The sequence below is a fragment of the Bacillus sp. SD088 genome (assembly GCF_017355205.1).
GTDB lineage: Bacteria > Bacillota > Bacilli > Bacillales > Bacillaceae_C > Lederbergia.
Genome location: NZ_JADIJK010000016.1, coordinates 40440 through 61200, shown reverse-complemented (window position 1 = coordinate 61200; position 20761 = coordinate 40440). Strand labels below are relative to the sequence as shown.

Here is a 20761-nt window from a genome sequence, read left to right as displayed (position 1 = left end):
TTGAGAGCTTAACATTTTAGTTTTGTCCCCAGCCTCTTTATTCCGTTTCTTTCTTGGGTTGATAAGCTCCTAGTTCATTTCCGAATGGATCAATAAATTTGATAACCCATCCAAAACCATGATCTTCATACTGTCTTATCCTTACTTCATGAGTTTGCAGTGTGGAATGTAGCAAATCAATGTGTTTTGTCAAAAACATAAATGACGGCATTGGAAAATTGTCTTCCGATAACCATTGTGTTTTATCATTTTTTGTACTGTAGTGCAGCATTAATACTGGCCCCAAGTTAAATTTAAGCCATGCAGCATGAGGATAGACTGTAAGCGATTTCAATCCTAGTACTTCTTTGCACCAACTAACTGCCCCATCCATATCAGTGACAGGTAATTGAACATGATCCACATTCTCTATTAATTTACTCAAAAGATTTCATCTCCATGTTTTAATCATACAATGTTCCGCATTCATGACCTGGGCTGGTCATAGATAGTTCTTATCTTAAGCTTTTCTTCTTGATTTGTTCTTTTCGGCAACCAAGGATCGAAGCGAAGTTGGTCAGCGCCTTCTTCGAAATATTTACATACGAACGTTGTCTTTATTAGATCGCTTTCTATCATCTATCCGAAACTAGGGATTTGTTTACAATTCCTCCACCGAATGATATTTGATACCCATTTATATCCCGGATAGTAACCTCGCTCCAAAAATTATCATAATTAGGTCCTCTAACGATCAATACCTTTTTATCTGTGAATTCACGAGTTAACAAATCTACCGCATTCGTATAACAATACACATCAAAGTATTGCTCCTCGTAACTGGAACTGATTGTCTTCACCTCGTTTTCTTGTCTAGCTTCAACAAGAATAAGGGTCAGTGACCCCCTTGAAACATGATGATGTGGCACTTTCTCTCCAATCACTTCATGTTTGAAACCTAACTCAGAATAAAACTGAACCGTTTGTTCCAAGTTTTTAACTAGCATAACGAAGGCGGAACCTTTGATATTAACTTTTGTCATTCGTTAGCCTCCAAATAGATTATTTCCGATCTACATCAAGTTCCATTTTTTTCATTTTTATTTGTCAAACCAGCCATCCTCCCTTTTTAAAAAACGGATATGCATTTCAGCCCACTTTACCTGCAACAATCATTCGCCAGCAATTCTTCCTCCATCAATTACCATGGAATGGCCGGTTACATAAGACGATTTATCCGAACATAACCAGATGATCGCCTCTGCAATCTCTTCCGTTTCGCCGATCCTGTCCAACGGATGCAAGTTACTCAGCTTTTTCGTTACCCGGTGTACCCAAGAAGTATGAACTGTTCCAGGGCAAACGGCATTCACCCGAATCCCATATTCTCCGTATTCTACTGCTGCGCTCTTCGTCAAGCCAATGATCCCATGCTTGCTAGGCACATATGCCCCATGATGCTTTAATCCTATTTTTCCGGCTATAGATGCTGTGTTTACAATTGATCCGTATTGCTTTTTTTTCATCAATTGTATTTCATGCTTCATACACAACCATGTTCCCTTCAAATTAACATTGATGACCTTATCCCAATCTTCTTCGTTAAGATCAGCCAACATTGCCCCAATTACAATACCTGCATTATTTACAGCAAAGTCAATTTTGTCATACATTTGATTACACAAAGAAATAGAATCAATAACATTCTGTTCAATGGTGATATCGGTTCGTTGAAAATGGCTCTCCCCACCATTTTCCTCAATCATTGCAACAGTTTCCCGTCCGCCCTCCTCGTTGATATCCGCTATAAAAACGCGGGCGCCTCGCTTTGCTAGTTCAATAGCAGCCGTTCTTCCAATTCCCCCACTTCCACCAGTAATAAACGCGCTTTTCCCTTGAAATTCCATATGCTTCACCTCGTATTATTTACTATCACGGTACTCTAAAAACACCGCTACGTTTCAGTATCTTAACCCTTAAATATGTATGCGCTTTCGCAAAAAGATAATTATTCTCTTTCTCCTTTCAAAGCTTCGTAGTTCAAGCGTAACATAAATGGTAACCTATTAAAATGTTAAAAATGAAACGCTTAAAAAATTTGAATTTCGGAAAAGCAGCTAGGTTCTTCATGCGCTTGGTAAAGTGAACTCGTTAGAAATCTGGCAAATAGTACGTTGGGGGATTCTATGAACTCAAAAGCACTTGAATCCTAGTAAAAAATGCGCATAGAGACTCCTACGTACACAAAATCTTTTAAATCCTGATAAAAAGTGTCCGTAGACGGACCCTACGTACCTAAATTCACTTGAAATCTGGTAAAAATGGTGCGTAGAATCCTACTACGAATACGAACTCATGAAGAATCCGGTAAAATGGATTTTAAAGTTTAAGAATTCGAGGTAGACAAGAAGGATAAACAGGGATCAACTGAAAGTTAAATCCCCGATTTGTTCAGCTTTTCTGCAAAGGAGTTGTGACGTACAGAAAGTGCAAGGAAAGAGCTACAGGACATCGCGATTTGCCCTGGCCAACAGAATGACTTTGATCCTCTTCATTCAAAGGGTAAAAAACACACTTATCTTAAGCTCGCTAATAAATCCTGGAAATACTCAGGCAAGGGGCTTGAGTATTCCATATATTCCTTTTTTCTTGGGTGTATGAATCCTAGTACGCCCGCATGTAAAACTTGTCCATCCATTTCTAATGTTTTTTTGGTGCCATATTTAGGGTCTCCAACAAGTGGGTAACCAATATATTTCATATGGACACGAATTTGATGGGTCCTTCCTGTTTCTAAAACACATTCTACTAATGTGTATGGATCCAAGCGCTCGATCACTTGGAAATGCGTAACCGCATGTTTTCCCTTATCCACGATGGTCATTTTTTGGCGATCGTCTTGATCACGGCCAATTGGCGCATCGATGGTTCCATGATCATGAGGGATGACGCCATGTACAAGAGCGTAATATTTTCTCGTAACTGATTTTTCAACTAATTGATTGACTAATTGTTCATGGGCATAATCATTTTTCGCCACCATCAACAAACCTGAAGTATCTTTATCTATCCGGTGGACGATACCTGGACGCAATATGCCATTGATTCCCGATAAATCTTGGCAATGGTTCAGCAAAGCATTTACGAGAGTCCCTGAGTAATGTCCTGGAGCAGGATGCACGACCATCCCTTTCGGTTTATTTACGACAATGACATCTTCATCCTCAAAATAAACGTCAAGCTCCAGCGGTTCCGGTTGGACATCTAGTGGTTCCGGTTCTGGTATAGAAATCTCAATATTATCACCAATCCGACATTTATAATTTGCCTTTTCTATTTTACCATTTACTTGAACACGTCCATCACGAATCCATTGTTGTACTTGTGTACGGGACCATTCTGTATGGAAGCCTGCAACCACTTTATCAATGCGTTCACCATTCCCGTCTTCAACTGTAAAGTGTTCAATGTTGTTCATTTTTTTTCTCCTTCTCTTCCCGCGCTTCTTTGATGAGCTGGATAAACATGAGAACGACCCCTATCGTGAGGGCAGCGTCTGCAATATTAAATATTGGAAAATCATATGTGAAAATGTAAGTATCAACAAAATCTACGACTTCTTGACGAAAAACACGGTCAATAAAGTTTCCAATTGCTCCTCCTAGTATAAAACTTAAGCTTAATTGAAAAAGATATTTCCCTTTTGCATGCTTTTCAAGATAATAAATAATTCCCACAACCACAATCACAGTAATAATATAAAAGAGCCACATTTGATTTTCTAATATTCCCCATGCTGCACCACGGTTCCTGTGGGAGGTTATGTAAAAGAAATTTTGAATAATGGGAATGCTTTCCCCAAACTCCATATTTTTTACAATCAGCCATTTTGTCAACTGATCAAGAACAACGATAAAGAATGCAATAATATAAAAGATCACCGGCTAACCTCCGCTTCAAAATGAAATCTATTCTTTTGTATTTTAGCATAAATATATGCTTAGAACGAATCCTATTATTAAAAATAGCCCTCCGTTCGGAGGACTATTTAAAATTTATACGTAATGTTCCTTTACAACAGAAGCACAGCGCAGACAAAGCGTTGGATGATCCTTGTCTTGGCCAACTTCTGGAGTCACAACCCAGCATCTTTCACAGGTTTGTCCCTCTGCCTTCTCAACGACAATCGCACCATGTTCTAATTTCAATGCTGTCTCAGGTGCTTCTTCGATGCTGCCACCAATTGCAAAATTAGAGACAATGAACAATTGTTTCATATTGCCATGTAGCTGTTCCAATAAAGCTTTTGTGTCCTCGTTGACATACAGGGTTACTTTTGCTGTCAATGATTTTCCGATCACTTTTTGATTACGCGCTTCTTCCAAAGCTTTCAATACATCATCACGTAATTTTAGGAACTCGCTCCAACGTGCTTCAATTTGCTCACTATCCTCGATTTCTTTACACTCAGGCATATCTGTTAGCTGCACACTTTCTTCATCAACTCCTGGTACAAACGACCACGCTTCATCTGCTGTATGTGGCAAGATCGGAGATAGAAGCTTCACTAATGTTACAAGTGCTTGATACATTACGCTTTGCATTGCACGTCGTTCATAATGATCTTTTGCCTCAATATAAAGTATATCTTTCGCAAAATCTAAATAAAACGAGCTCAAGTCTAGCGTACAGAAATTATTCACTTCATGGTAAATATTCATATACTCGAAGTTATCATAGGAATCACGTACTTTTTTGATCAAATTATTTAAACGCACCATTAAAAATTGATCTACTTCTCTTAAGTTCTCATATGGAATCATATCTGTAGCTGGATCAAAATCAGCCAAATTCCCTAACAAGAAACGGAAAGTATTTCTGATTTTTCGATACACTTCGCTTACTTGCTTAATAATTGGATCTGAAATCCGTACATCTGCTTGATAATCAACAGAAGCAACCCAAAGTCTAACAATTTCAGCTCCATATTGATTCATTAGTTTAGAGGGAACAATGACATTCCCGATTGATTTACTCATTTTACGGCCTTCTCCATCATTAACAAAACCATGGCTAAGGACTCCTTTATAAGGCGCTTGCCCTGTCACTGCAACAGCAGTTGTTAAAGAGGAATTGAACCATCCACGATATTGATCCGAACCTTCCAAATATAAATCAGCTGGACGCTGTAGGTCACTACGCTCTTCTAGCACACCTTGATGGGATGATCCTGAATCAAACCAAACATCCATAATATCTGTTTCTTTTGTAAATTGCCCATTTGGACTCCCCGGATGTGTAAAACCTTCTGGAAGTAAGTCCTTCGCTTCTTTTTCAAACCAAATATTAGAACCGTGTTCTCTAAATAGCTTGGCAATATGCTGAATTGTTTCATCTGTCATAACAGGTTCACCATCTTCTGCATAAAAGACAGGAATTGGAACCCCCCATACACGTTGTCTAGAAATGCACCAATCACCACGATCACGAATCATATTAAAGAGACGTGTTTCACCCCATTTTGGTACCCATTGTACATTCTTTACAGCTTCCAATAATTCCTCTTTGAAATCTTTAATCGAGGCGAACCACTGAGAAGTTGCACGGAAAATAATTGGTTTTTTCGTCCGCCAATCATGTGGATAAGAGTGAGTAATAAAGTTTAAATGCAACAAGGCACCGACTTCATTTAATTTATCTGTAATGGCTTTATTCGCTTTATCGTAAAATAAACCTCCAAACCCAGGTGCTTCTGCAGTCATGCAGCCTTTATCATCAACAGGGCAAAGCACATCAAGACCATATTTCTGTCCAACATAGAAGTCATCTTCCCCATGACCAGGAGCTGTATGGACACAGCCAGTTCCAGACTCAATAGTAACATGCTCTCCCAAAATGATTGGTGATTCGCGATCATAGAAAGGATGCTTCGTCACAATATTCTCTAGCTGGGACCCTTTAAATGTTTGTAACACCTCGACATTTTCCCATTCTAGAGTCGTTTGGACAGATTCTAATAGGGCTTGTGCAATCACATAGCTCTGATCTCCTACTTTGACAACCGCATAATCCAAATCAGGATGAACAGCGACAGCTAAATTGGCCGGGATCGTCCAAGGTGTTGTCGTCCAGATGATAAATTTCGTTCCTGCTTCAAGGACGTCCTTTCCATCGGTCACTTCAAAGCTCACATAAATGGAAGGTGAACGTTTATCCTGGTATTCAATCTCCGCTTCAGCTAATGCTGATTCACTGGATGGTGACCAATAAACAGGTTTTTTTCCTTTATAAATATAGCCCTTTTTCGCCATATCACCGAATACTAAAATTTGCTGTGCTTCGTATTCAGGCTTCAAGGTAATATAGGGATTATCCCAATCTCCTCGTACACCAAGACGCTTAAATTCAGTTCTTTGGTTATCGATTTGTTCTAATGCATATTTGGCACAAAGCTCCCGAAATTCTTTTAGTGACATTTCTTTCCGCTTAACACCTTTATTCGTAAGAGCCTGTTCAATAGGTAAGCCATGTGTATCCCAACCTGGCACATAAGGAGCGCAATATCCACTCATTGATTTATAGCGAACAACAAAATCCTTCAAAATTTTATTCAAGGCATGCCCCATATGGAGACTCCCATTTGCATAAGGAGGACCATCATGCAAAATATATAATGGCCGATCTTTCGTCCGTTCTTGGACCTTTTTATAAATATCTTGTTCTTGCCAATCAGCTTGCATTGCTGGCTCTTTCTTAGGGAGGTTTCCTCTCATCGGAAACTCTGTTTTGGGCATTAATAACGTTTCTTTATATTCCATTGATAAATTTCCTCCTATTCTTAAACGTAAGTACAGTTCTCATATATAAAAAAATAGTCTTCTCATCCCTTGAAAGGGACGAGAAAACTATTTCCCGCGGTACCACCCGAATTAGCAATCAACAATTGCTCGCTCTTTCCGTATCGTGGAGGGCCGCTTCCATTTACTCGTCAAAGACTTTCAACGCAAGAACTCTAGGGTGATTTTCCATTTCTACTTTTTCTAGGCTTCCACCATCCCTAGTTCGCTAAGTAAAGAGATAGAAATGTACTCTCCCTGTCATTGTTTTATTATTCATCACAATATTTTAATGATCCCATCATTATAGAGGATCTCTTTGCAATTCGTCAATATTCACTTTCAACTTCTTCTAATCCTTTTAATTCCGTTGTATCGACGTCATATTCCATTAATTTATCCCAATCATCATTGTCAATTAAATCTAGCTGAGCCTCAATTAACATTTTAAATCTTGTTCGGAATACTTTAGACTGCTTTTTTAATTCTTCGATCTCTAAAGCAATCTTACGGGCTTTCGTCAAAGATTCATTCACAATTCGATCCGCATTTTTTTCTGCTTCACGTATAATCAATTTTGCTTCTTTTTGGGCATTTCCTTTCACTTCCTCTGCCGCTTCCTGGGCAACGACAATGGATTTGTGTAAAGTATCTTCAATAGTACTAAAATGTCCCAGACGTTCGTTCGTACCTGCTAATTTGTCTTCCAATTCTTTCTTATCGCGTAGGATAATCTCAAACTCTTTAATAATTTGATTAAGAAATGAATTCACTTCATCTTCGTCATATCCACGCATTTTTCGACTAAATTCTTTATTATGTATATCCACGGGCGTTAAAGCCATTGTGACGCCACCTCCACTATATCTCCTGAATCACTATTTATATTATACAAAGTTCGACGTAATTTAGCTACAATCCTTTTATTTTTTTAAAAGATTATTTTAAGACCCCTAATTTAACCCGTAACTTATCCTTTTTTGTCGTACCAAGGATTTCTAATAGAGTGCATCTTCCTAATCCTCTTACCGAAATCACATCTCCTAAGGCACACTCGAAAGAAGTTTGATCAATAATTCCCCAATTCACCTTCGTTCTCCCTTGCTGAATTACAAGCTGTGCCTTGTTTCTAGAAATTTGAAAGGCAGCTGCGGTCATAGTATCCAAACGAAGGGAACTCATTGATGTTTCTTTTTCTTTCCATTGTTCTTTTGGTGATAGGATTGCTGCCAGGTCTTGTTTGATGATTGATACTTTTGCTTTTCCGATTTGCTGCAAATGAACAAGAATATAATCCTCCATTGCAAGATCGCTTAAAAGTTGGATTCGATCCTCGTGAATGATAATATCTCCAAATTTTTCACGTTTTATGCCCAATGACATAATAGAGCCTAGAATCATTCTATGATCTAATTGAACAAATTTCTTCGGGTAGTTCATTTCATATAAACCAATTTGAAAATCTTCTATTGTCGGCTGATAATATTCAGGAAAAAGCAGGGCCCTTTTTCTTTCAGATCGATCTGTACCGCCAAACAATTGGTACTTTATTTCATTTTGCACACCGGCCATTGATCGTAAAATATATTGCTCACGTGGATCCAGAAAATCGGTTAATTTCGGTGCGTAAGTACGATCAACATCTTCTTGCCATGCGATGACTTGATCAATAAATTCTTTCTCTTCAGGGCGGAAATGTTGATATACATCAGACATACTTTCCCACCTCCCCTAGAACCACACGGATAATGACATAACCCCTCTTGCTGCAAGATTTAAAACAAAAAAGGCAACTAAAGGAGAGATATCAATCATGCCGATAGGCGGGATAAATCGCCGAAACGGTTCTAGATATGGTTCGCAGATCCGGGCTAGAAATTGTCCAATTGAGGTTTCCCGAGCATTGGGAAACCAGCTCATCAATATATAAATAATAAGCGCCCATGAATAAATCGAAATAATTTGTGATAAAATCCCGAAAACAAAGTTCATGCTTTAATTCCACCTCGAGTCGTCAAAATCATGTTCATTTATTAGTTCTGAAATATTTCCTGAAACTTCTACATTATCTGGTGTACATAAAAAGATGTCGTGCCCGACTCTTTGGATGTCACCACCTAAAGCATACACTGTTCCACTAAGGAAATCTACAATACGTAAAGCTTGGTCCCGGTGGATACGTTGTAGATTTACGATCACCGCTTTTCGATTCACCAGATGATCCGCTACCTCTTGTGCTTCTGCGTATACTCTTGGCTCAATTAAAATAACTTTAGAAGATTTTTTTGCGCTTTGTAAGCTCACAACGTTTTGCTTCCGATTTGCTGGTGCCTGTTGCTCTTCTTCAGGTGAGATGTCTTTTGTGTCTTCCTCTTCCACATATTCGTATTCATCTTCAAGCATAAAGAAATTCTTGAATTTCGATTTTATTCCCATCTATTGACATCCTCCTTCTCGTTATTCACCAACCAGAGCCGTACCAATCCTAATATAGGTGGCACCTTCCTCAATCGCAATTTCAAAGTCATTCGACATTCCCATTGACAGCTCTGTACATGGTGCGTAGGGAAGATCAAGCTGATGAATTTCCTCTCGCAATGCCTTTAAGTTCCGAAAACAATTGCGTATAACCGTTTCATCCTGTGTCAAAGGTGCCATTGTCATTAGGCCAATTGTTCGAATAGTAGGATATTTCTCTAATTCTTTAACAAAATCAATCGTTGCTTCTGGTTGAATACCATGTTTCGATTCCTCTTTAGACATATTAACTTGAATAAAGCAATTAATGGGTGAAACGGCACGTTTATTTATTTCCTTTGCTAAGGAAAGCCTGTCCAAAGAATGAATATAGGACACTTTATCTAAAATATTCTTTACTTTTCGTGTCTGTAAACTTCCGATAAAATGCCACACTGGCCTGTTTCCTAATGTCTCCCATTTAGAAAGCAGGCCTTCATCCCGATTTTCTCCTAAATGCTCAATGCCTGCCGCTAATGCTTCAGCAGCCCTTTCATTTGAAACATATTTTGTGACAGCAATGATGTTCACATTTTTAGGATCTCTCTCTACTCTAGAGCACGTTTGCGCAATTTTCTCTTCTATGATTGATAATTGATCTTTAACCTTCACAAATCAAAACTCCTATTGATATTCATGTTTTTCTTTATTAACATCCTCTTCAAGCTTAAAAAGGGATATTTTTATATAGTGTACCATAAAAGCCCGCAGTAGAGAACCAAAACCGTAAGCAACTGTTCTAAGGTACTATTTTATAATTGTTAGCCATATGATCAATCTTACTTTGGTTTATCTAATTGTTGTTGAACATATTGGTGTCCTTGATGTCTTACGAGAATCACGTCTTCGCCAATTTTCACAATTTGGCTCCAAGGAATGATTACTTCTTCGTCTCTCCCTAGAAAACCTAAAAATCGTGTAGAATGACCAATGATGATTGTCTCAATTTTCCCCGTATCTAAGTTAATCTCTATATCTCCTACATGTCCAAGCCTACGTCCATCCGCAATATTGACCACATCTTTCACCTGAAATTCGGAAATCCTTACCATCTGGCTCCCCACCCTTTTATTAAAAGCTATTTCTATATATGTATGCTTGAGGTAATTAATTTATTGTAAGAAATGCGGAAGACGGCTGATTAGGAGCGACAAGCAAATGTTCCTGAATCGAAGAAGGGCGAAATTCCCCTTCGGCGGTTCAGGGTTATTTGACCTCGAGCTCCTGCCGTCTACAGCTAGACAATAGAAAAGCACAAGCGCCTGTTCTAGCGGGACGATAAAAAGAGTCTAATTCCTTGGATGATACACCTAAGGAATTAGACTTCTTTTTCACAAAATATTTTTATTCATTTGTTTGATAGCGGCTTTTTCTAACCGAGATACTTGAGCTTGAGAGATACCGATTTCTTCGGCCACTTCCATTTGTGTTTTCCCTTGAAAAAAGCGCTTGCGAATAATCATTTTTTCACGATCATTCAGTCTTTGTAGTCCATCATGAAGAGCTATTTCTTCAATCCAGGTACTGTCTTTATTTTTTTCATCACTTAGCTGATCCATTACGAATATGGGATCGCCCCCATCATTATAAATAGGTTCAAATAAGGACACAGGATCTTGAATGGCATCCATTGCAAAAACTACTTCTTCATGTGGGATGTCCAATTCTTTGGCAATTTCTGCAGCTGTCGGTTCACGAGAGGTTTTGGCCATTAATTTTTCACGTACATGTAAAGCCTTGTATGCAATGTCTCGGAGAGATCGCGAAACTCTGATAGGATTATTATCCCTTAAATATCTGCGTATTTCTCCAATAATCATCGGCACTGCATATGTAGAAAATCGAACATTTTGACCTAAATCAAAATTGTCGATTGACTTCATGAGTCCTATACAGCCAACTTGAAACAGATCATCCACATATTCCCCCCTGTTATTAAAACGTTGAATCACACTTAATACAAGACGCAAATTGCCATTCACTAATTTTTCTCGAGCTGACCTATCACCCTGCTGCATTTGCTTTAAAAGTTCCCGCATTTCTTCATTTTTTAGGACAGGGAGCTTCGAAGTATCCACACCGCATATTACTACTTTATTTCGCTTCAACTTTTTTCCCTCCTTGCAGGAGCTGATTACAAAATTCAGTATCTCCTCGGAAGGGAAATATATGCATCCCTATTTTTTCAAAAAAGCTTTAATCCAACTTAAATTCTTGTCTACTCTATCGTTATGCGTTCTTTTTTTAAAAAAAATTTATTTTTCTTTTACAGCTTAAACCATTTTATTAAATTCTCTTCGCAGTCTTTTAATAATTCTTTTTTCAAGTCTTGAGATATAGGATTGCGATATTCCTAATTGGTCAGCTACATCCTTTTGAGTTTTTTCCATTCCTCCATTTAAGCCAAATCGCAGCTCCATAATTTGCTTTTCACGAGCCGAAAGCTTTTGTAAAGCGGTTAACAAAAGCTTCTTATCAACATTCGCTTCCAAATCTTTTGTAATGATATCCTCTTCCGTTCCCATTACATCAGATAATAATAGTTCATTTCCATCCCAGTCTATATTTAAAGGCTCGTCAAATGAAACTTCTGATCTTGTTTTATTATTTCTGCGCAAATACATCAGAATTTCATTTTCAATACAGCGTGAAGCATATGTAGCCAATTTAATTTTTTTCTCTGGGTTAAATGTATTGACAGCTTTAATTAAACCAATCGTACCGATACTGATTAGATCTTCAATATTAATCCCTGTGTTTTCGAATTTCCGAGCAATATAAACAACTAAACGAAGGTTTCTTTCAATTAACATCGATCTTGCTGTTTTGTCACCATGAGGAAGTTTTTCGAGTAATACTTCTTCTTCATCTTTTGTTAAAGGAGGTGGTAGTGCTTCACTTCCGCCAATATAAAAAATCTCATCTGTTTTCATTCCTAATTTCATTAAAAGTCGATACCAATAATACTGAATACGTAACCGTAACCGCTTCATTCCTTTTCCTCCTTTTATACATTAAGATGCAGAATCCATTGCCAAGCTAGGGGCCATTTGTGGATGGAGAATACATTGAAATGTTCCATCACCTGATAACAGTTGAGTCGTAAACACAAGTAGCACTTCTTTTTCTATCTCCCTCCCACTCTCTTCCTGGATCACTACTTTTTCCGGCTTAAAAGCACATAATAGTTGATTATTTTTCCCTAAAGTTTTAGCAGGGATGAGTCTCATAATATGTGCCCAGTCTGTCGGCAATAAAGTAGAAGCAGTGTAAAGGTCATCATGAGCATCTGCAATATTTTGCAGTTCTTCTGGCAATTTGTCTTTGACAGATTCAATGGAAACGATCATAACAGGTTTTTTGGAGATAGGATCATATAATTGATTGCCACTATCAATAAGTCCTTTAAGCTTTAATTCAATCCCATTCATTAAAATAAAAACATCATACAAGACATCATATTGAATGCTTGTCTTTGTTAAATGACCAATTCTTTTTTTCGAAAAAAACCATGCAATTGGAAAAGCGACTACTACAAAAAGCCAGCTAATCGGGTCACCATATCCTCTTACACTTTCTATTGCTACTGAATTTCTTAAATCCAAATGAAAGGATAAAAAGTAGTGGGTGCCGATTAAAATACCACCCATTAAAAAAGTTGCGAAATAAAAAGTAAATAAGGAAGCCACAAACGTTGATAATCTTTTATAGCCAAATGTTACTCCAATCATTACTATAGACAAACTCCACTTTATAAAAGGATGCATGGCCCATGTAGAGATTGGCGTAGCCGCCATCAAAATAATGAGAGATCCTATTAAACCTCCTATTATTATTTTAAAAGGGTGGATTTTTCTTTTTAAATAAATAGATGTAGCCCATAAAAGAAAACTGTCAATAATAAAGTTTAACAGCCATATAATATCAAGATAAACAACCAAATTGCCCTCCTCCCTCTTCCATATTCCACTTAAATATATCTTTCCTTGTCTTACATATATATTGAGTATAAAACACAAATATTCTAGATTGTGTCACATTCTGTAATGAAAAAGTCGGAAGTTTTCGCTTGTTTAGCCGAAGTTTGTCAGAACAAAAGCGCAAGCGTCCGTTTAGCGACGTACAAACTTTTTAGGGTTCTGACGAGATAAAGGAAACACCATGAGCTTGGAAAGCGAATGGATGTTGACTTATCGTAGGAAGAAACCGAAAGTTTGCTAGTCGCTGGGCGCTGGAGCTGGATGTCAAGCCGCAACGTAAACAGTTATCCACAGGCCAAGAATTTTATAGTTTCCTTAACAACAACAAAAGCGCAAGGCGCCCGCCTATCGGCGACAAGCAAATGTTCTGAGACAAAGAAAGGCGTTCTTTGCCTTTCATTGGCTCAGGTTATTTCGTGGAACATCGGCTAAGGTCGCCACGTCCTGTGGCAACGCCAATGGACTCGCTCCTGCGAGCCTCGAGCCGATGGCGCCTGGAGCTAGATCCGCATTACCAAAATTTATACTTTCTTACCTTTTAACAAAAGCGCAAGCGCCTTGATCTAGGAAGAAAGGCTAAATTCGCGACGTCCTGTCGCTTCATCTGCACTAGTTAGTACATCCTGTACGTCGCAACGCCGATGGACTCGCATCCTGCGAGCCTCTCAGGGCTAGGCGTTGGAGCTCTGGATGTCAACCGCAACGTAAGCAAGCTTTCCACAAGCCAAGAATTTTATAGTTTCCTTAGCAACAAAAAAACCAACCCTGAGGTTGGTTTTCACTTAAAATCTTTTAACGTCTTCTATTCCTATTTCTTAAAAATGTTGGGATATCTAATGTATCTTCAACAGATTGGCCTGATTGGACTGGTTCACGTTGTTCTTCTTTTTTCACTTCTTGAGCAGGTGGCTTTTCCTGGTGACTCGCATTTGGTTTTGATTGTCCAAAAGATGGTCTCGTCTTTTTAGGCTGTTGCGCAGATACTTCATCAAAACCTGTAGCAATAACTGTGACAACAATCTCATCTTTGAGTTCCTCATTGATAACAGAACCGAAGATCATATTCACCTCTTGATCTGAGGCGGAAGCGACAATATCAGCAGCTTCTTGAACCTCATATAAACTTAAGTTACTTCCTCCAGAGATGTTCATCAAGACACCTTGCGCACCATCAATGGATGTTTCAAGTAATGGAGATGAAATAGCTTTCTTCGCTGCTTCAGTCGCACGGTTTTCACCAGAAGCAACACCAATTCCCATAAGCGCTGAGCCTTTGTTTGTCATAATAGTTTTAACATCTGCAAAGTCCAAATTAATTAATCCAGGAACAGCGATCAAATCAGAGATCCCTTGAACCCCTTGACGCAGTACATTATCTGCTTCTCGGAATGCTTCAAGCATCGGTGTACTTTTATCCACAATTTCCAACAAGCGATCGTTAGGAATGACAATTAAAGTGTCAACTGCCTCTTTCATTGTGCCGATTCCGCCACTCGCTTGGTTTGAACGTTTTCTACCCTCAAATGTAAATGGTCTTGTAACAACTCCAACAGTCAATGCACCCATATCTTTAGCGATTTTCGCAATAACAGGTGCAGCCCCCGTTCCAGTTCCTCCGCCCATACCAGCAGTGACAAAGACCATATCGGCGCCTTTAATAGCTTCCTCAATTTGTTCTTTGCTTTCCTCGGCAGCTTTTTTACCGACCTCTGGATTTGCTCCAGCACCTAGTCCTCTTGTAAGCTTGGCGCCAATTTGCATTTTTGTTTCAGCTTTTGATAGGTTAAGAGCTTGAGCGTCCGTGTTAACTGCGATAAATTCAACACCTTGAACATCGTGTTCAATCATTCTATTTACCGCATTGTTTCCACCTCCACCAACTCCAACTACTTTAATGGTTGCTAAAGAATCTAAATTCGTATCGAAATCTAACATTGGCAAGTCCTCCTATTTTGTTTACTAGCTGAGGAAGTTCCAAAAGTCCGGTAAAAATGACACTGCGAGATAAAGGATCTTCGACTAAGTACCGACACGTCCTGTGTCGAACGTCGAAGTCACCACGTCCTGCGGTAGCTCGTTGGCTTCCTTCTCCGCTGCTCAAAGGCATCGCCGCCTCGAACTTCTTGGTCCTTTTTATCCTCCTTTTTGAACACTCATTTACTGGGATGCCTACTCGAAAAAGTTTCCGAAAAATTTCTTTACTTTTGCAGTAATTTTTTCATCCGAATTTTTTTCAGGTTTTTTCGTATGTGTCACTTTTGCAGGCTCTGTTTGCTCATATGATTCGGAAGTGGAACTAATATTTCTCCCTTCTAATCTAGCAGTCTTATAAGCGTGTTTAATTAGTCCAACAGCCGTAATATACTGTGGTTCGCGAACACCGATATAATCTGGGATCGCAATTCGAATCCTGTTTTGAAAGATTCCTTGTGCCAATTCCATAATCCCCGGAACATTGACAGCACCGCCTGTTAGAACAATGCCTCCAGGCAGATCTGAGGCACCCATTCTTATTAATTCACTTTGAACGAGTTCAAATATCTCTTGTACCCTTGCTTCAATTATATCAGACAACTCTAATTGATTAAATTGCTGATGTTGATCACTTCCAATAATCGGTACACTAAAGACCTCATCTTCAGATGCCTCATCATAGTATGCATGTCCATGCTTTTTCTTAATCTTTTCAGCATCTTCTGTAGTTGTTCTTAGTCCAATCGATAGATCCTTGGTAATATTATCTCCACCAATTGGAATCACCGTGGTTCCTTTTATGTAACCATGTTCAAACAACGCAATGGTCGTAGATCCACCGCCCATGTCGATTAATGCTGTACCTAAATTTTGTTCATCCTTAGATAGCGCAGCTGAAGCCACAGCAAGTGGTTTAAGGACAATATCAACAATTTCTAATCCAGCTCTTTCAACACAGCGAAGGGTATTATGTAGATTTGTCTTGGAACCAGTCACAATAATGCCTTCCATTTCAAGTCTAACACCAATCATTCCTCTTGGATCTGTAATTTCATCCAGTCCATCAACAATAAATTGATGTGGAATGATATTAATAATTTCCCTTTCGGGTGGAATAGAAACTACTTCTGCTGCATCAATGACTCTCGCAACATCTTCATCTGTAATCTCTCTGTTTTCACTTGAAACAGCTACTACTCCATGACAGTGCTGTAGACCTACTTGGTTACCAGCAATACCAACAATCACCTGGTTAATTTGCATTCCAATCATTCTCTCAGCTTGTTCTACAGCCCGTCTGATCGAGTGAACCGTCTTGTCGATATCCACAATGGAACCTTTCCTAATCCCCTCGGAATTGGCGGTGCCTACTCCGATAATATTAAGGGAATGATTGGTCATTTCCCCAATAATCACCTTGACTGAGGATGTACCAATATCTAGACTGACATATATTTCGCTGTTGTTCATTTCCTGGCACCCCCTTGTTTCGTTTTTCCTCTATTATTCTCTTCTATTCTGTTCATGAATAATCAATCCTTGAGTATGCTTAATTAACTAATTCGTCACCTAAAAGAATTTTCCTGTTTCATCATACTATTTATTTCGAATTTTCTCTAGTATTACCCCACTTATTAAGCAAGATTCTTCGAATTACTGCTATATTTTGGAATAAACGAATTCCAAATGCAAATACTGCAGCTAAGTATAAGTCTACACCAAGGTGCACTCCTAGAAAAGCTAAACTTGCTGCGAGTAAAATATTAAAGAAAAAGCCGGAAACAAATACCCGATTATCGTATAAATTTTGTAAATACGCGCGAATCCCACCAAATAAAGTGTCTAATGCCGCCAATACAGCGATGGACAAGTAATTTGCATATTCATCCGGGATTTGTATATCCGTTAAAAAACCTAGAAGTATCCCTATAAGGAGTCCGATGATGGGAAGCACCACATTATACATCTCCTTTTTCTTCCACAGGCTCCATATCCCTCGTTGTAATTGGATTAACATAGGCTGGCAATTCGATAGACCCTTTCGGATCAGATACATCGACCTGTAAATTATCTATAAAAAAATCATCTAAAACAGGAGATATCTGCATATGATTATATAGCTTCTCCGCTACTTCCATACTCTCCGTTAACACAAGGATTTGAAATGGAAGATCGTTGACTGAATGGGTCCCAACCTTCGTTTCTCCATTAATATCTCGAATCACCGTTGTGTTTATGTATCTCTCCCCATCAATAGCTATAGCTTTTGCTCCATACATATTTAACTCATTAATCAATCTTTGTAATACAGTAGGAGACGTTTGGGGTGGAGGCTGTCCAAGCAACATGCTTTCATCTATAGCCTTTACGCTGAGAATCAAACCTGGGCCATCTATCTTCGTTAATCCTGCTTCCTTCTTTAGCTCTGAAATGGTCTGTTTCAAGACATCTTCCTTATTATCTTGCAGTTCGGAAGAATAATCATGGATTTTTTTATCTTGAAGACGAATCTCTTGTAAAAGCCTTGTTTGCAAATCCATTTCATTATTAATTGCTTCTCGTAACTCCCATGTATCCCGCGTATCTCGATTATCTGGTTTTTTTACTGTATTAAATTGCACAGCGACCATAAAACCAACAATGAACGTGATAAGTGTAAAATATATTCTCGTTTTACCCGCCATTATGATGTTTCTCCTAAAATTGGATCTAAAACAAGCTGTTTTTTCTTTTCAATTGTAAACATTATATCATCGTTTACTAATTGGTCTCGCACCCCACCCTTTAATGTTACAGCCGCTGTAAGGGTGTCTGTGTCTCCTATTGCAGTAATTTTAAAAGGTGCCGGGAAAGGATTCCCATCAACCGTAATAACTGGACCGTTACATACAATATAAGAATCAGATTTTAATCTTTGCCCATTTATGGCAATCGCAGAAGCTCCTGATACAAATAATTCATTTACTACCTTAAAGACATGATGCTCATGAACAAGATAATTGTTAGCATCTTCATCTTTTTTATATTCTCCGTCCTCCAGTAAAATCTCGACTCCTGGCCCTTTCACTTTTACTTTCCCTAGATACATCCGGTATTTTTCCGCGTTGGCAGCTAATGTTTGATAATTTTCTTCTTCTTGAAATAATTCCCTCTCTATTTGCCTTACTCGATCTTGCTTACCATACAAGTCTTTTTGTAATTCTTGGTTCCGATCTTGAATGGAGATCAATTGATTTTGTAAATCTTTTTCCATCCTATATTGCCTATCTGTAATTTTCACATTTGCATGCTTGTCTTTTTCTGTTTGACTATATGAAAAAGCTAAGATAAAGCCAAATATCAGAAATACAAAGGAAAATATGATATATTTACCTTTCCTCCTCCTCATTCATATCTTCCCCCTCTTTCTCATATGCTCTAAAAAATGATCCTACCTCAAAATCAATCACACCTTTAGTATCTGGATCTAATTGTCCAACAACAGAGGGGTAATGCGCCATTTTTTCCGCTAAAGTCGGAATAGTTGCATTTACTTCATTTCCATCATTCATATATAAATAAATATGGTACGGATCGGTTTTTTTAGGGTCATGTTGAATTTCAGAAATGGAATAGTATATTTCCGTCGGAATGTCTTTTAATTGGGCGATTAAGTCTTTTAATATCTCATCCTCTTTAAATTTAATCAAAATAGGTGCATTCATTAAAAGACGATTTTTCTCCTTTAATACCTGTCCATTCTCTAAAACAGGTTGAACGTGCTGATCATCATTCATTAGTAAAGCAAGACTTGCGTGTTCTTTTATATGTAGCTTAATTGTATTTGGAAATGTAATTTTAACATCTACATCCTTCACTTCTGGGAGCTTCTTTAGATTATTCTTCACATTTTTTCGATTTATATTCCATAATTTCCCGCCAGGCTCTAGCCCAGATACGGATAAAATGTCCTCTTTAGATGCGATTTTATTCCCTTTGATATCAATTTCTTTAATATGACTAAGAGGGGATTGGAAGTATACAACGACAACAATCAATAAAAAAAATACGGATAACAAGATGATTAATCTTCTGTTGGCTTTTTTTCTTCGATGTACTTTTATCTTCGGTATCCTATCCTCTAATGATAAAACCTTCCCTTTTGGCATAGGCATGCCCCCTTCCATCCTTATCTACTTCATAATGAGGCACTCGACTCTCTTATTTACTGAGGTTGTTTAACTAATTGAAACATCAGATCAGATAAATGTTTAGATGCATCCCGTATGCCGAGTTTTCTAGATTCTTCCCCCATGATCTTTCTCTTTTCATCGTTTAGCATGATTGAATCTAATGAGTCTAAAAACTGTTTGCTTGATAATTCCCTCTCAAGTAGCATAATAGCAGCTCCATGTTCAACCAATGTTTGAGCATTTTTCTCTTGGTGATTATTCGTCACATATGGACTAGGAATTAGTATGGAAGGAAGACCGATAGCTGTAATTTCAGCTAAAGACGTAGCTCCCGCCCTTCCAACAACTCCATCAACGGATGATAGGACCGTTTGCATCTCATGAATAAACGGAACAATTGCGATATTAGAAAGTTTTCCTACCAATTTTGCTTCTTCCATTACATGGTCATAATGCACTTGTCCCGTCACATATATGACTTGATAGGGCCTTCTTGATAAGGAGCTTAATGATTTCACCACAGCATCATTAATCGGTCTTGCCCCTCTGCTTCCTCCTGTAATCAAGACCGTGGGAATACCCTCTTTCAACCCAAGAGCTGCTAACACCCCAGGTTTTCTTTTTCCAATAACTTCCGAAGCACGTGGATTCCCTGTTAAGATCGCCTTATCCTCAGGGAAAAATTCTTTTACTTCTTCAAAGCATACTGCAACCTTATCAACATATCGACTGAGAAACTTATTCGTTAATCCAGGTACACTATTTTGTTCGTGAATAATCGTGGGAATTTTTTTCTTCGCTGCAGCGTAGACAACTGGTCCACAAACATAACCACCTGTTCCGATCACGACATCTGGCTTCACTTTTTTAAAGATATGCTTACTATCCTTTACACCCTTTAAAAAGCGAAAAATAGTTTTAACATTTTCAAAGGATAACGATCTTCTAAATCCCGTTATATGGATCGATTCAAAAGGAATATTCTCACGCGGAACGATTTCAGCTTCCAAGCCTTTTTCTGTACCGATATATGTAAATTCCGTTTCTGGATATTGCTGCTTAATCGTCCTAATTAAAGCGAGCGCCGGATAGATATGTCCACCTGTACCTCCACCCGTAACCACTATTTTCATATTCCCACCTCAGTCTTAATCATTCTCTTTTTAGTGAGTGTTCAAAAAGGTTGGGCTTTTTGAACAACCTCTTTTATATAGCTAAATAAATTTATCTTAATCATTATCTTACTATATTTTACTCAATAATAAAGTGTTCGTCATCGAATGTTGTTTAAATGTAATAAAAA

The 20761-nt window shown here is 38.3% G+C and carries 22 protein-coding genes and 1 other annotated feature; all 22 genes read right to left on the bottom strand.

The features are described 5' to 3' along the window. Nucleotides 1–37 precede the first annotated feature (37 nt). Nucleotides 38–424, bottom strand: coding sequence for a VOC family protein (locus tag IPU53_RS14945; protein WP_207451821.1), 387 nt, complete (start codon nucleotides 422–424; stop codon nucleotides 38–40). A gap of 190 nt (nucleotides 425–614) precedes the next feature. Beyond that, nucleotides 615–1022, bottom strand: coding sequence for a VOC family protein (locus tag IPU53_RS14940; protein WP_207451820.1), 408 nt, complete (start codon nucleotides 1020–1022; stop codon nucleotides 615–617). 129 nt (nucleotides 1023–1151) lie between these two features. Next, nucleotides 1152–1886 (bottom strand): glucose 1-dehydrogenase, encoded by a 735-nt coding sequence (locus IPU53_RS14935; protein WP_207451819.1) that lies wholly within the window; start codon nucleotides 1884–1886, stop codon nucleotides 1152–1154. A 668-nt stretch (nucleotides 1887–2554) separates the two neighbouring features. After that, nucleotides 2555–3457: an RluA family pseudouridine synthase gene (locus IPU53_RS14930; protein ID WP_207451818.1), complete on the bottom strand. Its 903-nt coding sequence runs from the start codon at nucleotides 3455–3457 to the stop codon at nucleotides 2555–2557. Next, nucleotides 3444–3920 (bottom strand): signal peptidase II, encoded by a 477-nt coding sequence (gene lspA, locus IPU53_RS14925; RefSeq protein WP_207451817.1) that lies wholly within the window; start codon nucleotides 3918–3920, stop codon nucleotides 3444–3446. Before lspA ends, IPU53_RS14930 begins: the two co-directional genes overlap by 14 nt. Before the next feature lie 114 nt (nucleotides 3921–4034). Next, nucleotides 4035–6797 (bottom strand): isoleucine--tRNA ligase, encoded by a 2763-nt coding sequence (gene ileS, locus IPU53_RS14920; protein WP_207451816.1) that lies wholly within the window; start codon nucleotides 6795–6797, stop codon nucleotides 4035–4037. A 71-nt stretch (nucleotides 6798–6868) separates the two neighbouring features. Beyond that, nucleotides 6869–7089 (bottom strand) — a binding site (T-box leader). Between the two features lie 55 nt (nucleotides 7090–7144). Then, entirely contained in the window at nucleotides 7145–7660 is a 516-nt protein-coding gene (locus IPU53_RS14915; protein WP_207451815.1) for a DivIVA domain-containing protein, read from the bottom strand. A 94-nt stretch (nucleotides 7661–7754) separates the two neighbouring features. Next, nucleotides 7755–8531 carry a YlmH family RNA-binding protein gene (locus tag IPU53_RS14910; RefSeq protein WP_207451814.1) on the bottom strand — a complete coding sequence of 259 codons (777 nt, stop codon included), beginning with the start codon at nucleotides 8529–8531 and terminating at the stop codon, nucleotides 7755–7757. A 15-nt stretch (nucleotides 8532–8546) separates the two neighbouring features. Next, on the bottom strand, nucleotides 8547–8807 hold the full coding sequence (locus IPU53_RS14905) for a YggT family protein (protein ID WP_207451813.1): 261 nt from the start codon (nucleotides 8805–8807) through the stop codon (nucleotides 8547–8549). Between the two features lie 3 nt (nucleotides 8808–8810). Then, the gene (locus IPU53_RS14900; protein ID WP_207451812.1) at nucleotides 8811–9251 is read right to left on the bottom strand and encodes a cell division protein SepF; all 441 of its coding nucleotides are present in this window, start codon (nucleotides 9249–9251) and stop codon (nucleotides 8811–8813) included. Between the two features lie 21 nt (nucleotides 9252–9272). After that, nucleotides 9273–9944 carry a YggS family pyridoxal phosphate-dependent enzyme gene (locus IPU53_RS14895; RefSeq protein ID WP_207451811.1) on the bottom strand — a complete coding sequence of 224 codons (672 nt, stop codon included), beginning with the start codon at nucleotides 9942–9944 and terminating at the stop codon, nucleotides 9273–9275. Nucleotides 9945–10111: 167 nt separating this feature from the next. Beyond that, nucleotides 10112–10384, bottom strand: coding sequence for a YlmC/YmxH family sporulation protein (locus tag IPU53_RS14890; protein ID WP_207451810.1), 273 nt, complete (start codon nucleotides 10382–10384; stop codon nucleotides 10112–10114). 279 nt (nucleotides 10385–10663) lie between these two features. Further along, on the bottom strand, nucleotides 10664–11440 hold the full coding sequence (sigG, locus tag IPU53_RS14885) for an RNA polymerase sporulation sigma factor SigG (RefSeq protein WP_207451809.1): 777 nt from the start codon (nucleotides 11438–11440) through the stop codon (nucleotides 10664–10666). A 165-nt stretch (nucleotides 11441–11605) separates the two neighbouring features. Beyond that, entirely contained in the window at nucleotides 11606–12325 is a 720-nt protein-coding gene (gene sigE, locus IPU53_RS14880) for an RNA polymerase sporulation sigma factor SigE (RefSeq protein WP_207451808.1), read from the bottom strand. A 21-nt stretch (nucleotides 12326–12346) separates the two neighbouring features. Continuing rightward, nucleotides 12347–13273, bottom strand: coding sequence for a sigma-E processing peptidase SpoIIGA (spoIIGA, locus tag IPU53_RS14875; protein WP_207451807.1), 927 nt, complete (start codon nucleotides 13271–13273; stop codon nucleotides 12347–12349). Between the two features lie 831 nt (nucleotides 13274–14104). After that, nucleotides 14105–15247, bottom strand: a complete 1143-nt coding sequence (ftsZ, locus tag IPU53_RS14870; protein WP_207451806.1) for a cell division protein FtsZ — start codon at nucleotides 15245–15247, stop codon at nucleotides 14105–14107. A gap of 234 nt (nucleotides 15248–15481) precedes the next feature. After that, nucleotides 15482–16756: a cell division protein FtsA gene (gene ftsA, locus IPU53_RS14865; protein ID WP_207451805.1), complete on the bottom strand. Its 1275-nt coding sequence runs from the start codon at nucleotides 16754–16756 to the stop codon at nucleotides 15482–15484. Between the two features lie 130 nt (nucleotides 16757–16886). After that, nucleotides 16887–17243, bottom strand: coding sequence for a small basic family protein (locus tag IPU53_RS14860; protein WP_207451804.1), 357 nt, complete (start codon nucleotides 17241–17243; stop codon nucleotides 16887–16889). A 1-nt stretch (nucleotide 17244) separates the two neighbouring features. Further along, the gene (locus IPU53_RS14855; RefSeq protein WP_207451803.1) at nucleotides 17245–17970 is read right to left on the bottom strand and encodes a DUF881 domain-containing protein; all 726 of its coding nucleotides are present in this window, start codon (nucleotides 17968–17970) and stop codon (nucleotides 17245–17247) included. After that, nucleotides 17970–18674 carry a DUF881 domain-containing protein gene (locus IPU53_RS14850; RefSeq protein ID WP_207451802.1) on the bottom strand — a complete coding sequence of 235 codons (705 nt, stop codon included), beginning with the start codon at nucleotides 18672–18674 and terminating at the stop codon, nucleotides 17970–17972. The genes IPU53_RS14855 and IPU53_RS14850 overlap by 1 nt, the downstream gene beginning before the upstream one ends. After that, nucleotides 18655–19434 carry a cell division protein FtsQ/DivIB gene (locus tag IPU53_RS14845; RefSeq protein WP_207451801.1) on the bottom strand — a complete coding sequence of 260 codons (780 nt, stop codon included), beginning with the start codon at nucleotides 19432–19434 and terminating at the stop codon, nucleotides 18655–18657. The genes IPU53_RS14850 and IPU53_RS14845 overlap by 20 nt, the downstream gene beginning before the upstream one ends. Before the next feature lie 56 nt (nucleotides 19435–19490). Continuing rightward, nucleotides 19491–20591, bottom strand: a complete 1101-nt coding sequence (murG, locus tag IPU53_RS14840) for an undecaprenyldiphospho-muramoylpentapeptide beta-N-acetylglucosaminyltransferase (protein ID WP_207451800.1) — start codon at nucleotides 20589–20591, stop codon at nucleotides 19491–19493. Nucleotides 20592–20761: the final 170 nt, after the last annotated feature.

Bases quoted from the DNA above. Each gene is read 5' to 3' on its own strand.
- sigE (WP_207451808.1), bottom strand. From the start codon at position 12,325: ATGAAGCGGTTACGGTTACGTATTCAGTATTATTGGTATCGACTTTTA.
- IPU53_RS14900 (WP_207451812.1), bottom strand. From the start codon at position 9,251: ATGGGAATAAAATCGAAATTCAAGAATTTCTTTATGCTTGAAGATGAA.
- IPU53_RS14910 (WP_207451814.1), bottom strand. From the start codon at position 8,531: ATGTCTGATGTATATCAACATTTCCGCCCTGAAGAGAAAGAATTTATT.
- IPU53_RS14845 (WP_207451801.1), bottom strand. From the start codon at position 19,434: ATGCCAAAAGGGAAGGTTTTATCATTAGAGGATAGGATACCGAAGATA.
- IPU53_RS14935 (WP_207451819.1), bottom strand. From the start codon at position 1,886: ATGGAATTTCAAGGGAAAAGCGCGTTTATTACTGGTGGAAGTGGGGGA.
- IPU53_RS14855 (WP_207451803.1), bottom strand. From the start codon at position 17,970: ATGGCGGGTAAAACGAGAATATATTTTACACTTATCACGTTCATTGTT.
- IPU53_RS14890 (WP_207451810.1), bottom strand. From the start codon at position 10,384: ATGGTAAGGATTTCCGAATTTCAGGTGAAAGATGTGGTCAATATTGCG.
- ftsZ (WP_207451806.1), bottom strand. From the start codon at position 15,247: ATGTTAGATTTCGATACGAATTTAGATTCTTTAGCAACCATTAAAGTA.
- ftsA (WP_207451805.1), bottom strand. From the start codon at position 16,756: ATGAACAACAGCGAAATATATGTCAGTCTAGATATTGGTACATCCTCA.
- IPU53_RS14915 (WP_207451815.1), bottom strand. From the start codon at position 7,660: ATGGCTTTAACGCCCGTGGATATACATAATAAAGAATTTAGTCGAAAA.
- IPU53_RS14930 (WP_207451818.1), bottom strand. From the start codon at position 3,457: ATGAACAACATTGAACACTTTACAGTTGAAGACGGGAATGGTGAACGC.
- IPU53_RS14940 (WP_207451820.1), bottom strand. From the start codon at position 1,022: ATGACAAAAGTTAATATCAAAGGTTCCGCCTTCGTTATGCTAGTTAAA.
- ileS (WP_207451816.1), bottom strand. From the start codon at position 6,797: ATGGAATATAAAGAAACGTTATTAATGCCCAAAACAGAGTTTCCGATG.
- IPU53_RS14905 (WP_207451813.1), bottom strand. From the start codon at position 8,807: ATGAACTTTGTTTTCGGGATTTTATCACAAATTATTTCGATTTATTCA.
- murG (WP_207451800.1), bottom strand. From the start codon at position 20,591: ATGAAAATAGTGGTTACGGGTGGAGGTACAGGTGGACATATCTATCCG.
- IPU53_RS14850 (WP_207451802.1), bottom strand. From the start codon at position 18,674: ATGAGGAGGAGGAAAGGTAAATATATCATATTTTCCTTTGTATTTCTG.